Raw genomic sequence first — 22,051 nt, forward strand, 5'->3', positions numbered from 1 at the left:
GCAAGAAAACCACGGCCCCGTGCAAAAAGCCACCGATGCTCCCGCTTGCTGACATAGTGCGGCATACAGGCCCTGGCGACGTTCGCCAGCCACTTCCGCCCACGACTGCACCGCATGCCCCTATCGGACCGCTCCGCCTCCCTTTCTTACCTCTGGACCACCCTCGCCTACGTCGTGGGAACCCAATGGGTCAACTGGGGCTGGAGCCGGATTGCCGGCAAGTCCTCGGGCCAGGAGGTCTTCATCCTTCTGCTGTACAGCATCTTCCTCTGGCCACTCGCGGTAGGGATCGCAGGCCTCCTGCTCGTCACCGTGTTCAAGATCGTCCCGAGCCCCGTGCGCGCGGCCATCACGCTGGGCCTGGTCGCACTGGGGCTGGCCGTTTTCGGCGTTCCCACGGTGTGGAACCTGTTGTTCACCGGCCTCATTGGCGTTTCGGTGTTCATCCATTTCCAACGCGAAGACCAGGACAACGCCGACCTGGAAAAGCTCTGACCATGGCGGTCAAGGAATCCCCACCCTGGGGCCTGCTCGATTCGTTTGACAACCCGCTGTGGGCGCGGGTGCAGCTGGCGAATGCCCAGCCGGAGTGGATCGTGCGCAGCACGCACCGCGGCTACGAATGGATGGCCATCGAGCTGCGGCACAGCGCGGTGGGCCTTTTCAGCGAGGGTCTAGATACCACCACGGTCTTCCTGGTCCGGCTGCCCAAGGCATCCGACGAATGGTATCTGCCGGCAGCGCGCATCGCATCGCACCGGCAGGTCAGCGTAGACCGCGAATGCGTCTACCTGGCGACCCTGGGCGAAAGCCCCCGGGTGCGCGACTGGCCGTACTGGCTGGACATGGTGGCCGATGCCGCCGATGAAGTCATCCGCACCCGGGGAACAGCGCCCTCCCCCGCTGCCACGCGGGCAGTGAACGGGAGGGCCACCGAGCCGACAGACCAGGACGAGACCACCTGGAACCCGCACGATGCCCAGTGGGTTGCGTGCTGGCTGTTCATCATGGTGCCCCTGGCCGTGGCAATCGTCGGCGTGGCGTTCTGGGAATACAGGGAACTGACCATCCACGGTGCCATCGTCCATTGCAACAAAAAAGAGGAGTGGGGCTACGTGCTGCAGGGCTGGAAAGCGAAGGCCTACCTCGGGGTGGTACTCAGCCCCCTCTTGCCATGGTGCAAGATGGCGCACACCATGGCCACGCGCATGCACAAGCCGGGCTTCGCGCTGCGGATCCATCTGGAAGGGATCGCCCTGCTGGCGGTCACGTACCTGGGGATCCAGCTGCTGGCCAGGATCTGCGATTCGGCCAGTGGCGCCTGCTGAGTCGCCCGCCCCACCGGCAGCAAAGCATGGCAGGATGTGCGCCTGTATCCATCCCCCCTCCCTGGCGAGACCCCATGCCCGTTGCCACTGCCGCAGACCGCGTTGCCCAACTGCTCGAAGACATCCGCGCCCACGACGCGGACCGCTACACCCTGGTCCAGGCCTTGCGCGAGACCGTGCTGGGGCTGGATGCCAGCATCACCGAAGAGGTGAAGTACGGCGGCATTCTGTTCAGTGCCGCCAGGCCGTTTTGCGGCATCTTCTCGTACACGAAGCACGTCTCGCTGGAGTTCAGCGAAGGCGCGGCCCTGCCCGACCCGCATGGCGTGCTGGAGGGCCAGGGCAAGGGGCGGCGCCATATCAAGCTGACCACGGTGCAGGACATCGCGGCCAGGCACGTGCCCCACTACCTGAAGCTGGCACTGCAACACGCTGCGGGCTGAACCTCAGGGCCTGCTGCCGGCGTCCACCACCAGCACCTCGTGCACAGCCGTAGCCGCATTGCCGCCCGTGCGCAGGCCTCCGCCGAACACATGGATGCGATTGCCGAGGGTGGAGGCTCCCAGGCCATGGCGCGGCGTGGGCAGCGGCGGCAGGGCAGACCAGCGGTCGGTGGCCGGGTCATAGACCCAGCTGTCGGCAAACACCTTCTGCTCGGGCACCCACTGCTCGCCACCGAAGACGTAGAGCCTGCCATCGGCCACCGTGGCGGCCAGGCCGCCCTGGGCCTGGGGCATGGGCGCGCGCGTGGCCCAGGTGTCGGTGACGGGGTCATAGACCTCCAGCGTGGGCACGTTCACCTGGCGCGCCGTGCCATCGGCGTTCTTGCCGTACTGGCGCCCGCCGACCACATAGACCTTGCCGCCGATGACGCCAAAGGCCGCGCTGTTGCGTGCCGTGGGCGCGGGGGCACGGGCTGACCACTGCGCACGCACGGGGTCGAACACCTCGTTGAGGGTGCTGTCCACGTGGTCGTCGAAATGGCTGGCCGTGGGCGTGGCGCGCACGCGCCCGCCGATGAGGTAGAGCTTGCCGTCCACCGCGGCGGCAATGCCCTCAGCGCGCGGCGTGGCCAGGTCGGTGCCCGGGCGCCAGGCGTTGCGCACGGGGTCGTAGATGAACATGGTGGGCTGCGCCTGCCAGACCGGGAAGCCTCCCGTGAAGCCGCCCACGCCATAGAGCTGGCCGCCGATGGCCGTGAGCGTCATGTGGTGGCGCCCCTGCGGCAGCGTGGCCAGGCGCGTCCAGGCATCGGTGGCCGGGTCGTAGGCCTCGAAGTGGGCCGAGTAGCCGGTGTTGGGGCTGAGCAGGCCGCCGGCCACGTAGATCTTGCCGTTCAGCACTTCGGGGTACAGCTCCTGGCGCGCCACACCGGCGGGGGCAGCGGTGGTCCAGGTGGCGGCCGCCGCGGCGGGTGCGCCGTGGCTCCATGACCAGGGCGCCAGCGCGAGCAGGCCCGCAAGGGTGGCGCAACGGGCCGCTGCGCGCAGGGGGAAACGGGTGGACATGGGCATGGTTCGGGCTCCTCGTTGAATGCTGGGCGCGACTGTAAAAGCGCCCACTGTCAAGCGATAGCCCCATAATCATTCACAAACAATGAACCCTGGCTACGCAATGGACCGCATCCCCCTGGCCGACCTCGAAGTCTTTGCCGCCGTGGCCCGGCATGGCAGCTTTCGCCGCGCGGCGCTGGAGCGGGGCGTGACGCCCTCGCTGCTGAGCCAGAACCTGCGCCGGCTGGAGGCGCAGCTGGGCGTGGTGCTGCTCAAGCGCACCACGCGCAGCGTGGCGCCCAGCGATGCGGGCAAGGAGCTGTTCGCCCAGCTGGAGCCCGCCCTGGCGCAGATCGCCGACGCGGTGGACCGGCTCAACCGCTACCGCGACATGCCCTTCGGCACCCTGCGCCTGAATGCACCGGGCCCCATTGCGCACTTCGTGCTGGCACCGCTGGTGGCGCGCTTTCAGCAGGCCTACCCGGACATCGGGGTGGACATCAGCGCCGATGCGGCCATGACCGACATCGTCAAGGGCGGCTTCGATGCCGGCGTGCGCTTTGCCAGCGACCTGGCGCAGGACGCTATCGCCGTGCCCATCGGCCCGCCGCAGCGCTATGCGGTGGTGGGCTCGCCCGCGTACTTCGCCGAGCATGGGCGGCCCGCCACGCCGCACGATCTGGCCACGCACCGCTGCATACGGCGGCGCTTTCCGGGCGGCACGCTGTTCACCTGGCACTTTGCGCGCGATGGCGAAAGCGCCAGCGTGGTGCCGCGCGGCCCGCTCACAGTGAACGATGCGCACATTGCCCTGAACGCTGCCCTGCACGGCGCAGGCCTGGCCTATGTGCACGAGAGCTATGTGCTGGCCGACGAGGCCGCCGGCCGGCTGGAGCGCGTGCTGGCCGACTGGGCGCCGGGCCTGGGCGTGCCCTACCTGTACTACCCGCAGCAGCGCTATGTGCCTGTGCCGCTGCGCAGCTTCATCGACTTTGCACGGCAGCATCCCGTGGCGCTGGCCATGCCCTGATCAGGCGCCCACTCTCCAAAGAAGAAAGGGCCCACAGGCCCTTTCGATCATCAGAGGTGGGAGCTTTCGCCGTCAGGCGAACAAGCCCTTGTGCTGATCGCGCAGCAGATTCTTCTGCACCTTGCCCATGGTGTTGCGCGGCAGTTCGTCGGCCACGAAGCAGCGCTTGGGGATCTTGAAGTTGGCCAGTTGCGACTTGAGCGATGCCACGATGGCTTCGCCATCAAGCTTCGCGCCGGGCTTGGCGATGACCACGGCCACGCCCACTTCGCCGAAGTCCGGGTGGGGCACGCCGACCAGGGCGCTTTCGGCCACGCCAGGCATGTCGTTGATGTAGCCCTCGATCTCGGCCGGGTAGACGTTGTAGCCGCCGCTGATGATCAGGTCCTTGCTGCGGCCCACGATGCTCACATAGTCACGCTCGTCCACCTTGCCCACATCGCCAGTCTTGAACCAGCCGTCCGCAGTGAACTCCTCGGCCGTCTTCTCGGGCATGCGCCAGTAGCCCTTGAACACGTTGGGGCCCCGCACCTGGATGTTGCCGATCTCGCCCACGGGCAGGGCCTTGCCCGCATCGTCCACCACGCGCAGGCCCACACCCGGCAGAGGGAAGCCCACGGTGGCGCCGCGCCGCTCGGTCTGGCCGGCGTGGCGCGCATCGGCCGCATAGGGGTTGGAGGTGAGCATGATGGTCTCGCTCATGCCATAGCGCTCCAGGATGGTGTGGCCGGTGCGCTGCTGCCAAGCATTGAAGGTCTCGATCAGCAGCGGCGCAGAGCCCGCGACGAAGAGGCGCATGTTCTTCGCCGCCTCCTTGTTCAGCCCGGCCTCTGCGAGCAGGCGCACGTACAGCGTGGGCACGCCCATGAAGACGGTGGCGCGCGGCATGGCGGCGAGCACGGCCTTGGGGTCGAATTTGCTGAACCAGATCATCTTGCTGCCGTTGATCAGCGCGCCGTGGATGGCCACGAACAGGCCGTGCACGTGGAAGATGGGCAGTGCGTGGATGAGCACATCACCGCTCTTCCAGCCCCAGTAGTCCTTGAGCACTTCGGCGTTGGACTGCAGGTTGCCGTGCGTGAGCATCGCCCCCTTGCTGCGGCCTGTGGTACCGCTGGTGTAGAGGATGGCGGCCAGGTCGTCGGCTTGGCGCTGCACGGTCGCGAACTCGTCGCCGTGGTGCGCGGCGCGCTCCAGCAGGCTGCCCGTGCGGTCGTCGCCCAGGGTGAAGACATGCTGCGTGCCCTGGGTGAAGGCGATCTTGCTCACCCAGCCGAAGTTGCCGGGCGTGCAGACCACCACGGCGGGCTCGGCGTTGCCGATGAAGTACTCGATCTCGGCGCTCTGGTAGGCCGTGTTGAGCGGCAGGAACACATAGCCCGCGCGCAGCGTGGCCAAGTACAGCAGCAGCGCCTCGACCGATTTCTCGACCTGCACGGCCACGCGGCTGCCCTCGGGCAGCTTGAGCGAGGCGAGCAGGTTGGCCATGCGGGCACTGGCGCGGTCCAGGTCGCTCCACGAATAGAGCAACGGCTGGCCATCGGCACTGGTGGTCTCCACGGCCGTGCTGGCCAGGTCGGCTGGGAAGGCAGCGCGCAGCGCGCTGAACAGGTTGTGCTGGGAGGTGGAACTCATGGTGCGGTCATCCGGGTAGGCAACGGGTCAAAGGTTCAGAACGCAGGGGGGCGTTTTTCCAGAAAGGCGGTGATGCCCTCGCGGTGCTCGGCGCTGTCCGCGTAGGCATAGGGGTCGGGGGCATGTTCCGCGGGCGGCACGCTCTTGAGCGCGCGCAGCGTCTGCTTGTTCAGGCGCGCGGCGCCGGGCGCCAGCGCGGCAATGCGGCAGGCGCTGGCCAGCGCCTCGGCGCGAGCATCCTCCGCGCTGCCGGCCACCACACGGCTCAGGAAGCCGCGCGCGAACATCTCGTCGGCACTGAAAGTGGCGGCTTCGAGCAGCATCTGGCGCGCGGTGACCTCGCCTACGGCGCCGGCCACGAGCTGCGCCTCGCGCGGCGCCATGGGGAAACCCAGGCGCGCGATGGGCGCGCCAAAGCGCGCCCCGGCATGGGCCACGCGCACATCGCAGCAGCTGGCGATCTCCACGCCCGCGCCCATGCAGGCGCCGGCGATATGGGCGACGATGGGCACATCGCAGTCGAGCATCGCCGACAACCCGCCCCAGACATCGCCTTCGTGGAATTCGCGCAGCGCCGCCGCATCGAAGCGAAAGCCCGGGTACTCTGAAATGTCGCCGCCCGCGCAGAACGCAGAGCCGTCGCCCTCGATCAGCACGCAGCGCGCCCCGTGGCTGCGCTGGATGTCCTTGAACACCGCACGCAGTTGCTGCCACATGGCGCGCGACATGGCGTTGAGCCGGCCGGTATGGCGCAGCGTGACCTGCACCACGCCGGCCTCTCCGGCCGGGCCGGGCGCGCTCGCCACGACTACCTCGGCCCTCGCTTGTACTTCTGCTGCCTGCATGTCGCCGTTCTTGTCTTAGTCGAGCTTGGCGCCCGAGGCTTTCACCACAGCCGCCCAGCGCTTGACCTCGCTGCTCACCATGGCGCCGAACTGCTGCGGGGTCAGGGAGCCGTACTCGGCGCCGTTGCTGGCCCAGATGGTCTTGATCTCGTCGGCCGTGCCGATGCGCTTGACCTCTTCGACAATGCGCGCCTGGATATCGGCCGGCGTGCCCTTGGGCGCCCACAGGCCGTACCAGGTGGTCACGGTGTACTCGGGCAGGCCCAGCTCGGCGGCGCAGGGCACGTCGGGGAAGGCAGGGTTGCGCTTGTTGCCGGCCACCATCAGCGCCTTGATGCGGCCACCCTTGATGTGCGCGGCCGACGAGCCCAGGCCGTCGAACATCATGTCCACATTGCCCGCAATCAGGTCCTGCAGCGCCGGGCCCGCGCCGCGGTAGGGAATGTGGGTGATGAAGGTTTTGGTCTGCTGCTTGAACAGCTCACCAGCCAGATGGTGCGAGGTGCCGGCACCGGCCGAGCCGTAGTTGAGCTTGGCGGGGTTGCGCTTGACGTGTTCGAGGAACTGCTGGTAGTTGGCCACCGGCACGGCCTTGGGGTTGACCACCAGCACCTGGGGCACGTTGGCCATCAGGGCCAGGGGGATGAAATCCTTCTCGATGTCGTAGTCGAGCTTGGGGTACATCGATGGCGCGATAGCATGGTGCACCGCGCCCATGAACAGGGTGTAGCCATCGGGCGCGCCCTTGGCCGCAAAGCTCGCGCCCACGGTTCCGCCGGCACCGCCGCGGTTGTCGATGACCAGGGTCTTGCCCGTGGTCTTGGAGAACTGGGCGGACATCGGCCGGGCGAAGGCATCGGTGCCCCCGCCAGCGGGGAACGGCACCACCAGGGTTACCGGCTTGCTCGGCCACGCGGACGCCTGGGCCCAGCCGCTGCCACAGGCCAGTGCAGCAGCCGCAGCGGCGGCACCGCGCAGCACGTCGCGGCGCTGCAGGTCGTTGTCTTTCATCTTGTCTCCTGTCTTATAAAAATAAAAATAAAAATGAAATGAAATTTGCCAACACACAAGAGGCGCATGGTAGCGCCGGCTCACTACACGGGTGTCACCGATGCACCCCCTGTCTGCAGGGGTTGCCACCAACCGCCTGCAGACCGAGGCACCGGCGCCACGCCCGGGTTCTTCAAATCAGTTTTTGCACAGGCTGTCGATGTCGCCGGAGGTGGGGATCTTGCCCTGCGCCAGCAGGCCCCGATGCTTGTCGATGCGCTTCAAGTCATACAGGTAGTTGACCATCAGCCCGTAGGACTGCTTGAGCCCCTTGGCCGAGGGATCGCCGCCCCAGTTCAGCCGCTCCACGCGTGCGCCGTTGCCCAGGTGGAAGCGCGCCACCGGGTCCACGGGCTTGCCCTCGGCCAGCTCGCGCGCCAGGTAGTGCGCCGCGCATTCGAGCAGCATCTGCCGCACGGGCGAGCGGGGCTCCAGATCCAGCGGCTTTTCCAGCGCGGTGAGCAGGTGCGCGGCCTGCGGCGGCTCGAAGCCCACGGCGCGGCCCAGCTCGGCGCGGCGCTTGTCGTCCAGCTTCTCCAGCATGGCCGCTGCATGCTTGCCCAGCCAACTGCGAAAACCGGGGATGGGCGAGAGCGTGGCAAAGGTGCGCAGGCGCGGGAACTCCGCGTTCAGCGTTTCCACCACATGCTTGATGAGCGAGTCGCCGAAGCTCACGCCGCGCAGCCCGTTCTGGGTATTGCTGATGGAGTAGAAGATGGCCGTGGTGGCCTTGGCCAGATCGGCCGGCGCGGCGGCCTCGTCCAGCAGCGGGGTGATGCTGGACGAGATGTGGTCCACCAGCGCCACCTCCACAAAGATCAGCGGCTCGTTGGGCAGGCGCGGGTGGAAGAAGCCGTAGCAGCGGCGGTCGCTGTCCAGCCGGTTCTTCACATCAGCCCAGCTGCGGATGTCGTGCACCGCCTCGTACTTGATGAGCTTTTCGATCAGCGAGGCGGGCGAATCCCACGACAGGCGGCGCAGCTCCAGGAAGGCCACATCGAACCAGGTGGAGAACAGGTGCTCCAGTTCGGCATCAAGCGCCAGCAGGCGCTTGTCGGCCTTGAGCAGGGGCAGCAGCTCGGCGCGCATGTCCACCAGAAAGCGCATGCCCTCGGGGAACACCGCAAAGCGCTGCAAGAGCCGCGTGCGCGGCGACACCAGGGCGCGGCGCAGGCTGATCTCGGCCTGGCCTTCCTCGGCTGTGCCGGCCGCGGCCTCGTAGCGCTGGCGCGCCGACTTGAAGCGCGTGGCATCGGGTGCGAACTGCTCACACAGCAGCAGCCACATGTCGCGCCGCTCCTCGGGATCGGCCGCGGCGTACCACTGGGCCACGCCCTGGGCGCGGCGCCCGCCCTCGATCTCGCTGACCTGCGGGGCCACCACCTCCTGCAGGTCGGCCAGCAGGCGGCGCAGGGCACGCGGCGACAGCGCCTCCTGCCCACGGCGCAGCGTGGCCGCCAGGCGCTCGTTGGTGGAGCGCGGCGCGGCCACCTTGGCCACCACGTCGGTCACATTGGCCTTGTCGGCCGCCGCTCGCGCGGGCTTGTCTCCCGGGGCCTTGTTGTCGCTGGCCGGGGCAGCGGAGCGCAGGCGCGAGACACTGCGGGCGATCCATTCGGGGGCGGTGTTCATGTTCATCGTGTCAACCTCGATTGCTGGGTGCGGGCTACGTCGCGCAGGGCCTCGCGCTGGCGCAGCAGATGGGTGCGCATGGCCTCCTCGGCGGCATCGCAGTCCTGGGCCTTCAGGGCGGCAAACACCGCCAGGTGCTCGGCCAGGCTCTGCTGCAGGCGCCCGGGCGCGTGCAGTTGCTGCAGCCGCGCCAGGCGCAGGATCTTGCGCAGGTCGCCAATCACCTGGGCCAGCCAGCGGTTGTCGGCCAGGGTGATGAAGGCCTCGTGGATGGCGTGGTTGGCTTCGTAGTATTCGGGGATGCGCCCGGCTGCCGCATGGGCCTGCAGGCGCTGGTGCAGCACCTCCAGCGCGGCCACATCGGCGGCGCTGGCATGGCGCGTGGCCTCGTGCGCGGCCCGGCCTTCAAGCAGCGCGATCACGGGGAAGATCTCGTCCAGGTCGCGTGCCGTGACCTCGGCCACGAAGCAGCCGCGCCGCGGCTCATGGCGCAGCAGGCCCTCGGCCACCAGCACCTTGAGCGCCTCGCGCAGCGGCGTGCGCGAGATCGCGAGCCGCTCGCACAGCGCCACCTCGTCAAGAAAACTGCCCGGCGCGAGCTGCCCGGCAAAGATCTCCTCCCGCAGCCGCGAGGCGACTTCGTCGTGCAGGGAATTGGATACCAGGCGCATGTTCAGGCGAACTCCAGGTGATCAGCCACCGGCCCTCAGATCCAGGGACCGGCTTTTGCCGCCAACGTGCCATCAAATGACGGCAAACGCTGGCTTTGCTCTCGCATGGGTGTAATTTCTCATAATTATGGAAAATGACAAGAGGGAAAGCGTGTTTTTTCGTAAGACGGGGCGGATTTGCAGGGGATGAGGCGGGGGAGCAACAGTTGGCAGGGCCAGGCCGGGCACACTGGCGGGTGAAAAAAGCACGCAAAGCCGGGACAGGAAAGCTTGCTGTCTGCCAACGCAAAGCGTTCCATCCGTGGGAACCAGCCCACAGCGTCATCCACCCGCCGCCGCGTAAGAATCCCGACCACACAGGCGCCCATTGCGCTCTTTCATGACCAGGCTTTTCGAGCAATACCAAAGACACGTTGAATTCCTGGGGGGAGATGCGATCGAAGGCGTGCACCACCGAGGCGCATTCGATTCCCAGGTTCTGCATCTGGCCGCCTTTCGCGGGTCTACAACGGATGTCGAAGCCTTCATCGCTCTGGGGGCAGACATCAACGCCCTCGGCGACCTGGGGCTGACACCCCTGCACTACGCTGTTCTGGGCGGCCACGCCGACACTGTGGCACTGCTGATGGAACACGGAGCCCGGCAAGACATGCACAACGAGTTCGGCGAGACTCCCCTGCAGATGGCACACCTGATGGACCAGCAAAAGATCGTGGCGGCTTTCGGGAACCTCGGCGCTTTCCTGATTCCCGGCACGGACACCGATGGAACGGCTCGACAGCGATGGATCGACTTCCGATCGATCCAGCAAGAAAATTTTGAAGCGTGCCGGTTCGATGAATGACGGATATGTGACCGCTTGGAAGGAGAACACCCTCGATGCCGCCCCCCAAAGCTCTCCAAAAGCCCTCTAAAAGGCATGGTGCCTGAAGCCTTGGAGCGCGGTGACCGCGCCCTCGAATCCGTGGCCAAAGGCCATGCCGACCAAGCAGTTCACGACCTGCTGGCGGCCTTCTTCAGGGGATACCCCGTTGAGCGATTGCGTCCTTTGCTCTTGAGCAGCGACGAAGCCATTGCCAAAACCGCTACCTGGATTCTTTCTGAACTGGGCGCAAATGCCGCTCCATTGCTGAACACGTTCGCGACGCTTCTGAGCCATCCTGCACGGTACGTCCGAGCCCATGCGCTCGACGCCGTGCTCGTCTGCACAACCCCGCGGGACGGGGCGCTACTCGCCACAGCGGTAGGCCTTCTCAATGACCACGACGAAGCGGTTCGCTGGAAGGCGCTGGGATTCATTGCCCATGCATCCACCGCGCAGTTGGCCAGCAGCATCAGCCCACAGTCGAATCAGCAACTCGCCGTGCTGACCCGTTGGGTGACTGCACTGGACTCCGACCCGAATGCGGCTGAACGGATCATCCAGGCACTGACAAGCACCGAGCCCCTCGAACGCCGGTTCGCCGTGGCTGGGGCGCGCCGGATCGCCCTCAGCGACCCCGCCCCCATCACACACGCCTTGCAATCGCACCATACCGACATCGCATCCTTTGCCGCCGAGCAATCGCGGCAGCACAACTTTGCCGGCTGATGGAAAACCCATGCGAAAACTGAGCGAACTGGTCCGAACCATCGACGTGGAACCATTCCACGCGGGCAACGGAGATGCCTTTCGATTCCGACTGGAAATCTCGCGCGAAGTGAACACCACCACGTACCAGGGGCGGGTGTTTCGGCTGGAGACCTACAGGCTCCACCCCACCTTTCCCCTGGCCGGCGGGGCTGCGAGGGAAGGCAAGGACGATGCGCTCATCTATGTCGGCGACCACATGTTCGACCCCGATCTGTTGAAAGGCACCTCGGCGGATGAGGTGCTGGGCAAATTCCAGGCACGGCTCGACACGCTGTTTGGCAAGAGCTGAAAGCCCCTCTGTCTGTCGCTCAGCCCACCGCATTGCGCCGCGCCACCCAGTACGTCGCCCCTTGCGCCCCATAGCGCTCCGCATGCGGCTCGTTGCGGTACAGCGCGAAGGTGTCGCCGGGCACGAGGTGGCGCTCCCGCCCTGCGCAGCTGAGCCACATCTCGCCCTGCACGACGATGGCGCTCACACCGAAGTCATGGCGGTGCTCGGGGACCACCGCATCGGGCGCCCATTCGCGCACCACCACCTCATCGAAACCATCGGCCAGCGACCGAGCCTGGAACTGCTCGAAGCTGGGGTGGACAGGTGGGTTGGCAGGCGGCGTGGTCATCTGGCTCGTCTCCTGATGGGGCTGGCGGGACTGGCTGGGTGAACGATACAGAACCGGGCTATGCCGGTGCGATCTGGCGAGGCCGCTTCGCGGCTGGCAGGGCAGCAACCGCCTTGGCGCCCTCGCCCGCCGCGATCAGCGCCTTCACGCGCGCCAGGTCGCGCGGCGTGGCCGGGGTGTAGACCACCATGCCCAGGTCGGGCCGGCCGTCGACGGCAAAGGCAGAGTACTCCAGGTCGATGGGGCCGGCCACCGGGTGCACCACATGCTTGGGGTGTTCGCCATAAGCGCTCTGCACGCCGTTGTCGCGCCACAGGGCGCGGAACTCGGGGTCGAGCTGGCACAGCTCGTCCACCATGGGCTGCACGCGCGCAGCGGCGCCGGCGCGTGCCACGTCGGCACGGAAGGCGCCGACGATGAAGCGCGAGTCGCGCTCCCAGTTGGGCATCTTGCGGCGCAGCGCCATGCTGCCGAAGACCACGCGCAGGATGTTGCGCTGCCCGGCAGGCAAGGCGCCGTAGTCGGTCAGCACACGGGTGGAGGCATGGTTCCAGGCCACCACATCCCAGGTCGAGGTCCGCACATAGGCCGGACTGGTCTCGAGCGAATCGAGCACGCGCTGCAGCCGCGGCGTCACGCCCTCGGCGTCCTGAAAGCGCACCTCGGGCGGACGGCCCAGGGCCAGCAGGAAGAGGTATTCGCGCTCGGCATCGGTCAGCATCAGCGCGCGCGCAATGCGCGCCAGCACCTCGGCCGAGGGTGCCCCGCCCCGGCCCTGCTCCAGCCAGGTGTACCAGGTGGCGCTGACGTGGGCGCGCTGGGCCACCTCTTCGCGGCGCAGGCCGGGCGTGCGCCGGCGCGCCAGCGGAAAGCCGAGCGCGGCGGGGTCCAGCCGCGTGCGGCGGTCGCGCAGGTACTCACCCAGCGGGTTGTCCTTGGTGCCATCGGCCATGGGAGCGATTCCTGTTACTGCTTATACCTGTATAAGAACACTACTTTACCTGGATAGATAGGATACCGACACTGCCCCCTTCTTTCCACCCAAGGGGTTCTTCCATGCGTGTATTTGTGACCGGTGCGACCGGTTTTGTCGGTACGGCCATCACCCGCGAACTGATCGATGCGGGCCACACGGTGCTGGGCCTGGCCCGCTCGGACGAAGCGGCCGAGCGCCTGGCCGCGGTCGGCGCCGAAGTGCACCGCGGCTCCATCGACGACCTCGCCAGCCTGCGCCGCGGCATCGCCCACGCCGATGGCGTGGTCCACACGGCGTTCAACCACGACTTCTCGACCTATGCGGCCAACTGCGAGGCCGACCGGCAGGTCATCGCCGCGATGGGCGCGGAACTGGCAGGCAGCGACCGCCCGCTGCTCGTCACCACCGGCATGACCCTGCTGGGCACCGGCGGCGTGGGCACCGAAGAGCACGCGCCCGTGCCCAGCAGTGCCGGCGTGCCGCGCAGTGCCTCCGAAGAGGCCGCCGCCGATCTGGCGCAGCAGGGCGTGCATGCCTGCGTGGTGCGCCTGCCGCAGGTGCACGACCCCTTCAAGCAGGGGCTCATCACCTATCTGATCGCGCTGGCGCGCGAAAAGGGCGTGGTGGCCTACGTGGATGAGGGCGCCAACCGCTGGCCCGCCGTGCATGTGCTCGACGCGGCCTGCCTGTACCGGCTGGTGCTGGAACAAGGCGCGCGTGGCGCACGCTACCACGCAGTGGGCGAGGAAGGCGTGGCACTCAAGGCCATTGCCGAATCCATCGGCCGCGGGCTGAACCTGCCCGTGGCATCGGTGCCAGCCAGCGAGGCGGGGCAGCACTTTGGCTGGCTGGCGCGTTTTGCCGGCATGGACAGCCCGGCGTCCAGCGCGCTCACGCAGCAGCGCCTGGGCTGGCGGCCCGTGGAAGCCACACTGCTCGCAGACCTGGACCGGGCCCGGTTCTAAGCGCATCGGCATCTCTTCCCCGGCATTCATGCAACCCTCCCTACAATGGCTCCACAGGAGGAGTTACCGAATGCCAGGAAGAACGCACATCGCTCCGCCCATGGACCGGCGCACCGCGCTGCTCACATTGGCCTCAGCCTCCGCCCTTGCCGCCTGCGGCGGGGGCGGCTCCAGCGAGCCCGCACCCGAGCCGGTCGGGCAGGTCTTCCACTCCACGCTCAAGTCCGAGTCGAACGGTTACACCTATGCCATCCAAGTGTATGTGCCGCAATCGTACGCCACGGGCTCCACCGCGCTGCCGGTGATCTACGCGACCGAAGGCGACGCCCCCTACGGCTCCACCACCGCCGCGATCTCGCGCTTCGACACGTTCAAGCAGGTGATGCAGCGCCGCGGAACGCAGGCCATCCTGGTCGGCATCGGCGGCACGGCCATGCGTGGCACGGACTTCCTGCTGCCCGGCGCCACGCGCTACCTGAACTTCATCACCAAGGAACTCGCCCCGGCGATCGAGCGCCAGTACCGCGCCGATCCCAAGCGCCGGGCTCTTTCAGGCCTGTCCCATGGCGGCTATTTCGTCATTGCAGCCCTGGTGATCGAGGGCCTGGGCGGCGCGCTGAGCTTCTCGCACTACCTTTCGACCGAGTCCAGCGTGGGCGCCCATGGTGACGTGGCCAGCTTCCTGGCTTTCGAAAAGCAACTCGATGGCAAGCCCCTGCCCGCCACACTGTTCCTCACCGGGGCGACTGCGGGCAACACCGTCCTCATCGGCAACCCGCTGTATGCGCAAATGGCGGCGCAGACCCATCCCGGGCTGACGCTGGTCAAGGCGGAATACAACACCAGCCATGTCGGCGCCGATCTGCCTGCCTTCGAAGAAGCGCTCCAGCGCTTCTTCTCGTGACGGCGGCAGGGATGTCCGCTCCATGCTGCACATCGCACCGGCCGGCAATCCGCACGCTTCGCTGACCGATCTGCTCTGCGAGCTGAACGCCTATTACGCCGACGCCGGTGTGGCCACGGCCCCACGCGCAGCCGTGCATGCCCACCTGCGCGACCACCTGCTCGCACCCGGCTCCCCGGTGCGTCTGGTGGTGGCCAGCGACGGTTCTGGCGCCGCGCTGGGCCTTGCTGCCACCGTACTGATGCCATCGCTGGTGGACCCCAGCCCCGAGCACCGGCGCCAGTGCCTGCTCAAGGAACTGTTCGTGCGCGCCCATGCCCGTGGCCAGGGCATCGGCCGCCAGCTCGTGGCCTGGGTCGCACAGCACGCTGCCGACGCGGGCTGCGGCCGCATGGACTGGAACGTGAAGGAGTCCAACCATGCGGGGATCGCCTTCTACGAAAGCCTGGGCGCGGTGCGCGTGGCCGACCGGCTGAGCTACCGGCTCACGCGCGAGGCGATGGACCGGCTGGCCGCTCTCCCTGCGGCTCCGCCGACCAGCCCCCGCCCAGCGCCCTGAACAGAGTGGCCAGCGCGATTTGCCGCTGGGTACTGGTCTCGATGTACGCCTGCTGGCTGGCATAGGCCGAGCGCTGCGCCTCCAGGTAGCGCAGGTGGCTGTCCACACCGCCGCGGTAGCGTGCCTCGGCCAGGCGCAGCGCCTCCTGGCTGCTCTGCACCAGGGCCAGGCGTGCGGCCTCCTCGCGCCGCAGCGTGTCGGTGGCGGCCAGCGCATCCGCCACTTCGCGGAAGGCGGCCTGCACGGCCCCCTCGTAGCGCGCTACGGCGGCGTCCTTGCGCACCTGGGCCAGTTCCAGCCCGGCCTGGTTGCGTCCGCCATCGAAGATCGGCAGGCTGATTTGCGGCGCAAACGACCAGGCCCCCTGCCCCGCACGGAACAGACTGGACAGCTCGGCACTGGAGCTGCCCAGCAGCCCGGTGAGCGTGATGCGCGGGAAGAACGCGGCCCGCGCCGCACCGATGTCGGCATGGCGTGCGCGCAATTGCTGCTCGGCCGCCACGATGTCGGGCCGGCGCGCCAGCAGGTCCGACGGTGCGCCGGCCGCGATGTCCTGCACCAGCAGGGGCTGGCCATCGCTGGCGGCGGCCTGGCCCAGGTCGGCCGCGTCGCTGCCCACCAGCAGGCGCAGGGCATTGGTGGCCTGGTGCAGCTCGCGCTGGTTGCGCTCCACCTCGGCCCGGGCCTGCTCGGCCAGGCCCAGGGCCTCCTGGTGGTCCAGCGCCGTGGCCGCACCACCGGCGCGGCGCTGGGCCGTCAGTTGCAGCGACTGCTCGCGCGCCTGCAGTGTCTGCTGCGCCAGCTGCAGCCGGCGCAGCGCGCCATCGCGCTGCAGGCTGGTCTCGATCACCTGCCCCACCAGGCTGATGCGCGCGGCCTGCGCGCCCGACTCGGTGGCCAGGTAGTCCTGCAGTGCGGCCTCGCTCAGGCTGCGCACGCGGCCGAACAGATCGAGCTCGAAGGCCGTGACGCCCAGGCCCACCTGGTAGCTGCCCTGGGTGGTGGCACGGCCGCTGCCCGACAGATCGGCCGGCGTACGCTGGCGCATGCCATTGCCCTGCAGGCCCAGGCTGGGTACACGGTCGGCGCGCTGGATCTGGTACTGCGCGCGCACGGCCTCCACATTGAGCAGGGTCTGGCGCAGGTCGCGGTTGTCCCGCAGCGCCTGCGCCACCAGGGCACGCAGGCGCTCGTCGGTCACAAAGTCCTGCCACTGCAGCGGCGCTGCCGGGGCTGGTTCGGCCTGGGTTGCAGGCCAGGCGGCCGGCACGGGGGCCTCGGGGCGCTGGTACCCGGGCGCCAGCGAGGCACAGCCGGCCAGCAGCAGCGCCAGGCCCAGGGCGGAAAGGGTGCGTTTCATCGGGTGTCTCATTTCGAGGTAATCGGCTCAAGAGTGGCAGCAGGCGCTTGTGCAGCCTTGCGGCGCGCAAACAGCGACAGCACCCAGACAAAGAAGATGGGTACGAAGACCACGCCCAGCACCGTGGCGCTGAGCATGCCGCCGATGACGCCCGTGCCCAGCGAGCGCTGGCTGGCCGCGCCCGCCCCGGAGGCCAGCACCAGCGGCACCACGCCCAGGATGAAGGCCAGAGAGGTCATCACGATAGGGCGCAGGCGCAGGCGCGCGGCCTGCACGGCAGCCTCGACCAGCGACAGTCCCTGTTCGTGCAGGCTCTTGGCGAACTCCACGATCAGGATGGCGTTCTTCGCCGCCAGGCCGATGATGGTGATCAGCCCCACCTTGAAGTACACGTCGTTGGACATGCCGGACACCGTGACGGCCAGCACCGCCCCCAGCGCGCCGATGGGCACGATGAGCATCACCGCCACGGGCACGGCCCAGCTTTCGTACAAGGCCACCAGCAGCAGGAACACCGCCAGGATGGCCAGCGCGAACAGGAAGGGCGCCTGCCCACCGGCCGCGCGCTCCTGCAGCGACAGGCCGGTCCACTCGTAGCCGATGCCCTGCGGCAACCCGGCCACGATGCGTTCGAGCTCGACCATGGCCTCGCCCGTGCTGTGGCCCGGCGCCGCATCGCCGCTGATCTTGAAGGCCGGGTAGCCGTTGTAGCGCGACAGCTGCACCGGCCCGGTCTCCCAGTGCGCGGTGATGAAGGAACTGAGCGGCACCTGCACGCCCGTCTTGCTCGGCACATGCAGCGCCAGGATGCCCTCGGGCGTCATGCGCTCCTTGATGTCGGCCTGCACGATCACGCGCTGCAGGCGCCCGGCGTTGGCAAAGTCATTCACCATGGCCGAGCCGTAGGCGGTGGAGATGGCCGTGTTGACCACATCGAAGCCCACGCCCAGCGCCTCGGCCTTGGCACGGTCCACGTCCAGGCGCAGCTGGGGCGCATCCTGCAGGCCTTCCATCATGGCGTAGGCGATCAGCGGCGAGGTGTTGGCCTGCTGCAGCAACTGGTCGCGCGCCTGGCTCAGCACCTCGCGCCCCACGCCGCCGCGGTCCTGCAGGCGCAGCGCAAAGCCGCCCGCATTGCCCAGGCCTTCGATGGGCGGCGGTGTCACGGCCATCACGGTGCCGTCCTTGCTGCCGGCAAAGCGTTCGTTCAGCGCTGCAGCCTCGGCCGCAGGCGACTGGGCCGCGCTGCGCTGGGACCAGTCCTTGAGGTTGGGAAAACCCAGCGCCGCGTTCTGGCCCGAGCCCGAGAAGCTGAAGCCCAGCACCGAGAAGGCCGAGGCCATGCCCTCACGCGACATGAGGTACGCATCCACTTCACCCACCAGCTTCTCGGTGCGCGCGTAGGTCGCGCCCGGAGGCAGCTGCATGTCCACGATCAGATAACCCTGGTCCTCGGTGGGCACGAAGGACTCGGGCACGCGCACGTACAGGAAGCCCAGCACCGCGAAGATCGCCAGGTACACCAGCATGAAGCGGCCGGTGCGGCGCAGCAGGCGGTGGTTGAGCACTTCGAAGCGCTCGGTGAGCCGGCCAAAGCCGCGGTTGAACGCGCCGAAGAAGCCCTTCTTCTCCTCATGGTGGCCCTGCGGTATGGGCTTGAGCAAGGTGGCGCACAGCGCCGGCGTGAGCGTGAGCGCGAGGAAACCCGAGAACAGGATGGACACCGCCAGCGCCAGCGAGAACTGCCGGTAGATCACCCCTACCGAGCCGCCCATGAAGGCCAGCGGCAGGAACACGGCTGTGAGCACCAGCGTGATGCCGACGATGGCGCCGCTGACCTCGCCCATGGCCTTGATGGTGGCCTCGCGCGGCGGCAGGCCCTCGGTGGCCATGATGCGCTCGACGTTCTCCACCACCACGATGGCGTCGTCCACCAGGATACCGATGGCCAGCACCATGCCGAACATGGTCATCATGTTGACGGAAAAGCCCAGGCCGTACATCACCGCGAAGGTGCCCATCAGGCACACCGGCACCACGATGGAGGGGATCAGCGTGTAGCGGAAATTCTGCAGGAACAGGAACATCACCAGGAACACCAGCACCATGGCTTCGAGCAGGGTGTGGATGACCTTCTCGATGGCCACCTTGACGAAGGTCGAGGTGTCGTAGGCGATGGAATACTCCATGTCCGCAGGCAGCGCGACCGACAGCTCGGCCAGGCGCGCCTTCACGGCATTGGCCGTCTGGATGGCATTGCCGCCGGGCGTGAGCTGCACGGCCGCGGCCACGGCCTTGCGGCCGTCCTGGCGACTTTCGACGCTGTAGTCCTGGCGGCCGATCTCCAGCCGCGCCACGTCGGCCAGGCGCACGGACGAGCCGTCGGCGTTGGCGCGCAGCACGATGCGGCCAAACTCCTCGGGCGATTCGAGCATGCCCTTGACGGCCAGCGTGGCCGTGAGCTCCTGCTCCACCGTGCCGGGCCGCCCGCCGAAGCTGCCGGCCGGCACCTGCACGTTCTGGGCGGCAATGGCAGTGTTCACGTCGGCCACCGACAGGCCGTAGCCCAAGAGCTTCCTGGGGTCGAGCCAGACGCGCATGGCCGCCTCGGAGCCAAAGAACTGCAGCTTGCCCACGCCCGGCAGGCGCCGGATCTCGTTGTTGATGTGGCGCACCGCATAGTCGGCCAGGCCCACCACGTCGCGGTCCGCCGCATCGCCCTTGTAGGTCAGCGAGTAGATGAGCAGAAAGCCCGAGTTGGCCTGCTCCACCTGCAGCCCCTGCTGCGTGACGGCGGCGGGCAGGCGCGACTCGGCCTTCTTGAGGCGGTTCTGCACGTCCACCTGCGCCAGCGCCGGATCGGTACCGGGCTGGAAGGTGACGGAGATCTCTCCCGTGCCGCTGGAGCTCGACGATTCGAAGTACAGCAGCCCCTTGGCGCCGTTGAGCTCCTCTTCGAGGATGCTGGTGACCGATTCCACCACCGTGGTGGCCGAGGCCCCCGGGTAGGTGGCGTAGACGGAGATCTGCGGCGGCGCGACGTCCGGGAACTGCGAGACCGGCAGCGAAGGGATCGCCAGCAGGCCCGCGAGCGTGATGAAGATGGCCACGACCCAGGCGAGCTTGGGCCGGCCGATGAAGAATTTCGACATGGTGGTTTACGGGCCCCGGTGGCGGGGCGCTGAACGGTGTGCGGTGGCGGCGCCGTGGATCACAGCACGGCCTTGTTGGATGCTGGCGCAGGGGCCTGGGCTGCGGGCGCGGGGGGCGCGGCCTCGGCCGCCTGGTCGCCCGCGTGGACGGCCGGGCCGCCGACGATCACCTTGTCCCCGGCCGCCAGGCCCGAGAGGATGTGCCAGTCGGCGCCGACCATGGTGCCGGCCTGCACGGGGCGTGCCTGCACCTTGCCATCGGCCCCGAGCACCATCACCTGCGCGCGCCCTTCGGCGTCGCGTTTCACGGCGCGCTGGGGCACCAGCACGGCCGCGGGGTCCGTGGCCTGGGGGCTGCGCACGCGCACGTACATGCCGGGCAGCAGCAGCGCGTCCTGGTTGGGGAACTCGCCGCGCAGCGAGATCTGGCCGCTGCTGCGGTCCACCGTGACATCGGCGAACACCAGGCGGCCCTCGCGCGTCTGGCGCGCGCCTTCCACGCTCAGCACCAGGGGGGTCGCCTGCGGCTTGCCCGCGGCCTGGGCCTCCCTGGCGCGCACCACGTCGGCCACGGGCTGGGTGAAGTCGGCATAGATGGGGTGCAGCTGCTGGATGGTGGCCAGCGCCGTCGCCTCGCCCTGGCCGACCAGGGCCCCTTCGGTCACGGCCGCGCGGCCGATGCGGCCCGCGATGGGCGCCGTGACCCGCGTGTAGCCCAGGTTCAACTGGGCCGTCTGCACATCGGCCAGGGCCGAGGTGCGCGCGGCCTGCGCGCTCTTGAGCGCGGTCTGGGCCGTGTCCAGGTCCTGCTGGCTCACGGCCTCGACCTTGGCCAGCGGGGTGTAGCGCTTGACCACGGCCTGCGCGTCGCCCACGGCGGCATCGGCCTTGGCCAGTTCGCCCTCGGCGCGTGCCAGCGCCGCCCTGTAGGGGGCCGGGTCGATGCTGAACAGCAACTGGCCCGCCTGGATGTCGGCCCCTTCCTGGAAATGCCGCTTGAGCACGATGCCGGCCACCCGGGCGCGCACCTCGGCCACCCGCGCGGCGGCAATGCGGCCCGGCAGCTCCTGCGTGATGGCCAGCGGCCGGGGCTGGACCACCAGCACCTCGACAGCGGCCGGCCCTGCCGCCTGGGGTGCGCCCCCCGGGGCACCGCCCCCGCCGTTGCCGCATGCGCCCAACAGCGCCGCGGCAGCCACTGCTGCCAGAGCCCGCAGCCCTCGTGCCCTGCCCATTCTGATCTTGTCCATTGTGTGAATCCTTGGTCATGCGTGCGGAATCGCCCGCAGCTCGAAAGATGAATCATAAACCCAAATGAATCTTTTTTGATTCATTTTCAACTTTACAAGGTCATTTGAGTTTTCAGATGACAGAATTGGCGCCACCTGCGCAAAATGGGGCCAAAATTGCGGGCAACGGGCCTGTTCAGGTTCACAAGAAGCCCTTGAGGCAAAAAGAGACGCCCACGACCATGACACCCTCTCCCCCTACCGATGCGAAAGCGGCCGACGACGACCACCGCCTGATGGCCGCACTGGCCCTGGCCCTGGTGGACAAGCCGCGCGCCACCCTGCAGGAGCTGGCCAAGGCCGTGGGCGTGAGCAAGGCCACGCTGTACCGCTTCTGCAAGACGCGGGATGAGTTGATCGCGCGGCTGATGGCACATGGCGCGCAGCTGATGCGCCGCGCGCTGGCCGAGGCGCGGCTGGACGAGGGCACGCCGCGCGAGGCCCTGCAGCGCGTGATCCAGGGCCAGCTGGTACACCGCGAGATGGGCGCCTTCCTGATGTACTACTGGAAGCCCGATACGCTGAGCGACGAGCGCTGGGCCGACCAGTGGGACCAGTTCACCAAGGCGCTGGATGCCTTCTTCCTGCGCTGCCAGCGCACGGGCTACTTTCGCATCGACATCAGCGCTGCGGCGCTGACCGAATCATTGATCGCGCTCGTCGTCTGCATGATGGACGCCGAGCGACTGGGCCGCGTGGCGCGCGGCGGCATGGCGGAGGTGGTGGAGACGATGTTCCTGCATGGGGCAACTGCGCCCCCCTGAGGCGGTGCGCGCTCCCGGTTTCTTGCGTCGTTTGCTGAGAGATTCGGCTGTTGGTGGTTACTTCTGTTCCTTGTTGGAGGGCGGGAGCCGGGATGTGCGCCCGGCGGCGCAGTAACTTTCTCTTGGGCCGCCAAGAGAAAGTCAC

At 68.1% G+C, this 22,051-nt stretch carries 22 protein-coding genes; 11 read left to right on the plus strand and 11 right to left on the minus strand.

Annotation, left to right across the window (positions count from 1 at the left end; genetic code table 11):
* The first annotated feature begins 114 nt into the window (after nt 1-114).
* The 3 genes from AC3WOH_RS29705 (at nt 115) to AC3WOH_RS29715 (ending at nt 1,771) form a co-directional block, all read left to right on the plus strand.
* Entirely contained in the window at nt 115-495 is a 381-nt protein-coding gene (locus tag AC3WOH_RS29705) for a hypothetical protein (RefSeq protein WP_492232895.1), read from the plus strand.
* Between the two features lie 2 nt (nt 496-497).
* A complete protein-coding gene (locus AC3WOH_RS29710; RefSeq protein ID WP_492232896.1) occupies nt 498-1,328 on the plus strand; it encodes a hypothetical protein in 831 nt (276 codons plus the stop codon).
* Between the two features lie 74 nt (nt 1,329-1,402).
* Nucleotides 1,403-1,771, plus strand: coding sequence for a DUF1801 domain-containing protein (locus tag AC3WOH_RS29715; RefSeq protein ID WP_492232897.1), 369 nt, complete (start codon nt 1,403-1,405; stop codon nt 1,769-1,771).
* 3 nt (nt 1,772-1,774) lie between these two features.
* Here AC3WOH_RS29715 and AC3WOH_RS29720 read toward each other — a convergent pair whose 3' ends face one another.
* Nucleotides 1,775-2,842 carry a Kelch repeat-containing protein gene (locus AC3WOH_RS29720; RefSeq protein WP_492232898.1) on the minus strand — a complete coding sequence of 356 codons (1,068 nt, stop codon included), beginning with the start codon at nt 2,840-2,842 and terminating at the stop codon, nt 1,775-1,777.
* 100 nt (nt 2,843-2,942) lie between these two features.
* Here AC3WOH_RS29720 and AC3WOH_RS29725 point away from each other — a divergent pair, with 100 nt between their 5' ends.
* Complete coding sequence (locus AC3WOH_RS29725) at nt 2,943-3,851, plus strand: LysR family transcriptional regulator (RefSeq protein WP_492232899.1); 909 nt, start codon at nt 2,943-2,945, stop codon at nt 3,849-3,851.
* A 72-nt stretch (nt 3,852-3,923) separates the two neighbouring features.
* Here AC3WOH_RS29725 and AC3WOH_RS29730 read toward each other — a convergent pair whose 3' ends face one another.
* The 5 genes from AC3WOH_RS29730 to AC3WOH_RS29750 all read right to left on the minus strand — a co-directional run bounded on the left by AC3WOH_RS29730 (nt 3,924) and on the right by AC3WOH_RS29750 (nt 9,684).
* Nucleotides 3,924-5,486: a malonate--CoA ligase gene (locus AC3WOH_RS29730; protein ID WP_492232900.1), complete on the minus strand. Its 1,563-nt coding sequence runs from the start codon at nt 5,484-5,486 to the stop codon at nt 3,924-3,926.
* 35 nt (nt 5,487-5,521) lie between these two features.
* Nucleotides 5,522-6,331, minus strand: a complete 810-nt coding sequence (locus tag AC3WOH_RS29735) for an enoyl-CoA hydratase/isomerase family protein (RefSeq protein WP_492232901.1) — start codon at nt 6,329-6,331, stop codon at nt 5,522-5,524.
* A 15-nt stretch (nt 6,332-6,346) separates the two neighbouring features.
* On the minus strand, nt 6,347-7,342 hold the full coding sequence (locus AC3WOH_RS29740) for a Bug family tripartite tricarboxylate transporter substrate binding protein (RefSeq protein WP_492232902.1): 996 nt from the start codon (nt 7,340-7,342) through the stop codon (nt 6,347-6,349).
* Between the two features lie 177 nt (nt 7,343-7,519).
* Nucleotides 7,520-9,013, minus strand: coding sequence for a malonyl-CoA decarboxylase (locus AC3WOH_RS29745; RefSeq protein WP_492232916.1), 1,494 nt, complete (start codon nt 9,011-9,013; stop codon nt 7,520-7,522).
* Nucleotides 9,014-9,015: 2 nt separating this feature from the next.
* The gene (locus AC3WOH_RS29750) at nt 9,016-9,684 is read right to left on the minus strand and encodes a GntR family transcriptional regulator (protein ID WP_492232903.1); all 669 of its coding nucleotides are present in this window, start codon (nt 9,682-9,684) and stop codon (nt 9,016-9,018) included.
* 379 nt (nt 9,685-10,063) lie between these two features.
* Here AC3WOH_RS29750 and AC3WOH_RS29755 point away from each other — a divergent pair, with 379 nt between their 5' ends.
* The 3 genes from AC3WOH_RS29755 (at nt 10,064) to AC3WOH_RS29765 (ending at nt 11,606) form a co-directional block, all read left to right on the plus strand.
* The gene (locus tag AC3WOH_RS29755; RefSeq protein ID WP_492232904.1) at nt 10,064-10,528 is read left to right on the plus strand and encodes an ankyrin repeat domain-containing protein; all 465 of its coding nucleotides are present in this window, start codon (nt 10,064-10,066) and stop codon (nt 10,526-10,528) included.
* 75 nt (nt 10,529-10,603) lie between these two features.
* Nucleotides 10,604-11,275, plus strand: coding sequence for a hypothetical protein (locus tag AC3WOH_RS29760; protein WP_492232905.1), 672 nt, complete (start codon nt 10,604-10,606; stop codon nt 11,273-11,275).
* A gap of 10 nt (nt 11,276-11,285) precedes the next feature.
* Nucleotides 11,286-11,606 carry a hypothetical protein gene (locus tag AC3WOH_RS29765; RefSeq protein WP_492232906.1) on the plus strand — a complete coding sequence of 107 codons (321 nt, stop codon included), beginning with the start codon at nt 11,286-11,288 and terminating at the stop codon, nt 11,604-11,606.
* Nucleotides 11,607-11,625: 19 nt separating this feature from the next.
* Here the strand turns inward: AC3WOH_RS29765 and AC3WOH_RS29770 are convergent, their stop codons facing one another.
* Both AC3WOH_RS29770 and AC3WOH_RS29775 read right to left on the minus strand, forming a co-directional pair.
* Entirely contained in the window at nt 11,626-11,937 is a 312-nt protein-coding gene (locus tag AC3WOH_RS29770; RefSeq protein WP_492232907.1) for a cupin domain-containing protein, read from the minus strand.
* A 58-nt stretch (nt 11,938-11,995) separates the two neighbouring features.
* Nucleotides 11,996-12,889: a helix-turn-helix transcriptional regulator gene (locus AC3WOH_RS29775; RefSeq protein ID WP_492232908.1), complete on the minus strand. Its 894-nt coding sequence runs from the start codon at nt 12,887-12,889 to the stop codon at nt 11,996-11,998.
* Between the two features lie 104 nt (nt 12,890-12,993).
* On the opposite strand from AC3WOH_RS29775, the gene AC3WOH_RS29780 reads away from it, so the two are divergent.
* From AC3WOH_RS29780 to AC3WOH_RS29790, 3 genes are all read left to right on the plus strand, one after another.
* Nucleotides 12,994-13,878, plus strand: a complete 885-nt coding sequence (locus AC3WOH_RS29780) for an SDR family oxidoreductase (protein ID WP_492232909.1) — start codon at nt 12,994-12,996, stop codon at nt 13,876-13,878.
* 70 nt (nt 13,879-13,948) lie between these two features.
* Complete coding sequence (locus AC3WOH_RS29785; RefSeq protein ID WP_492232910.1) at nt 13,949-14,782, plus strand: alpha/beta hydrolase; 834 nt, start codon at nt 13,949-13,951, stop codon at nt 14,780-14,782.
* A gap of 22 nt (nt 14,783-14,804) precedes the next feature.
* Nucleotides 14,805-15,341 (plus strand): GNAT family N-acetyltransferase, encoded by a 537-nt coding sequence (locus AC3WOH_RS29790; protein ID WP_492232911.1) that lies wholly within the window; start codon nt 14,805-14,807, stop codon nt 15,339-15,341.
* Here the strand turns inward: AC3WOH_RS29790 and AC3WOH_RS29795 are convergent.
* Genes AC3WOH_RS29795 through AC3WOH_RS29805 form a run of 3 tightly spaced genes read right to left on the minus strand, consistent with a single transcriptional unit; the run spans nt 15,268 to nt 21,103 of the window.
* Complete coding sequence (locus AC3WOH_RS29795) at nt 15,268-16,701, minus strand: efflux transporter outer membrane subunit (RefSeq protein WP_492232912.1); 1,434 nt, start codon at nt 16,699-16,701, stop codon at nt 15,268-15,270. The two genes, AC3WOH_RS29790 and AC3WOH_RS29795, sit on opposite strands and share 74 nt — an antisense overlap.
* Before the next feature lie 8 nt (nt 16,702-16,709).
* Nucleotides 16,710-19,853 carry a multidrug efflux RND transporter permease subunit gene (locus AC3WOH_RS29800; protein WP_492232913.1) on the minus strand — a complete coding sequence of 1,048 codons (3,144 nt, stop codon included), beginning with the start codon at nt 19,851-19,853 and terminating at the stop codon, nt 16,710-16,712.
* Nucleotides 19,854-19,912: 59 nt separating this feature from the next.
* A complete protein-coding gene (locus AC3WOH_RS29805; RefSeq protein ID WP_492232914.1) occupies nt 19,913-21,103 on the minus strand; it encodes an efflux RND transporter periplasmic adaptor subunit in 1,191 nt (396 codons plus the stop codon).
* A gap of 221 nt (nt 21,104-21,324) precedes the next feature.
* On the opposite strand from AC3WOH_RS29805, the gene AC3WOH_RS29810 reads away from it, so the two are divergent.
* Nucleotides 21,325-21,906, plus strand: a complete 582-nt coding sequence (locus tag AC3WOH_RS29810) for a TetR/AcrR family transcriptional regulator (protein ID WP_492232915.1) — start codon at nt 21,325-21,327, stop codon at nt 21,904-21,906.
* The last annotated feature ends 145 nt before the right edge of the window (nt 21,907-22,051 follow it).

The organism is Acidovorax sp. FW305-C-20-28, from assembly GCF_058783375.1.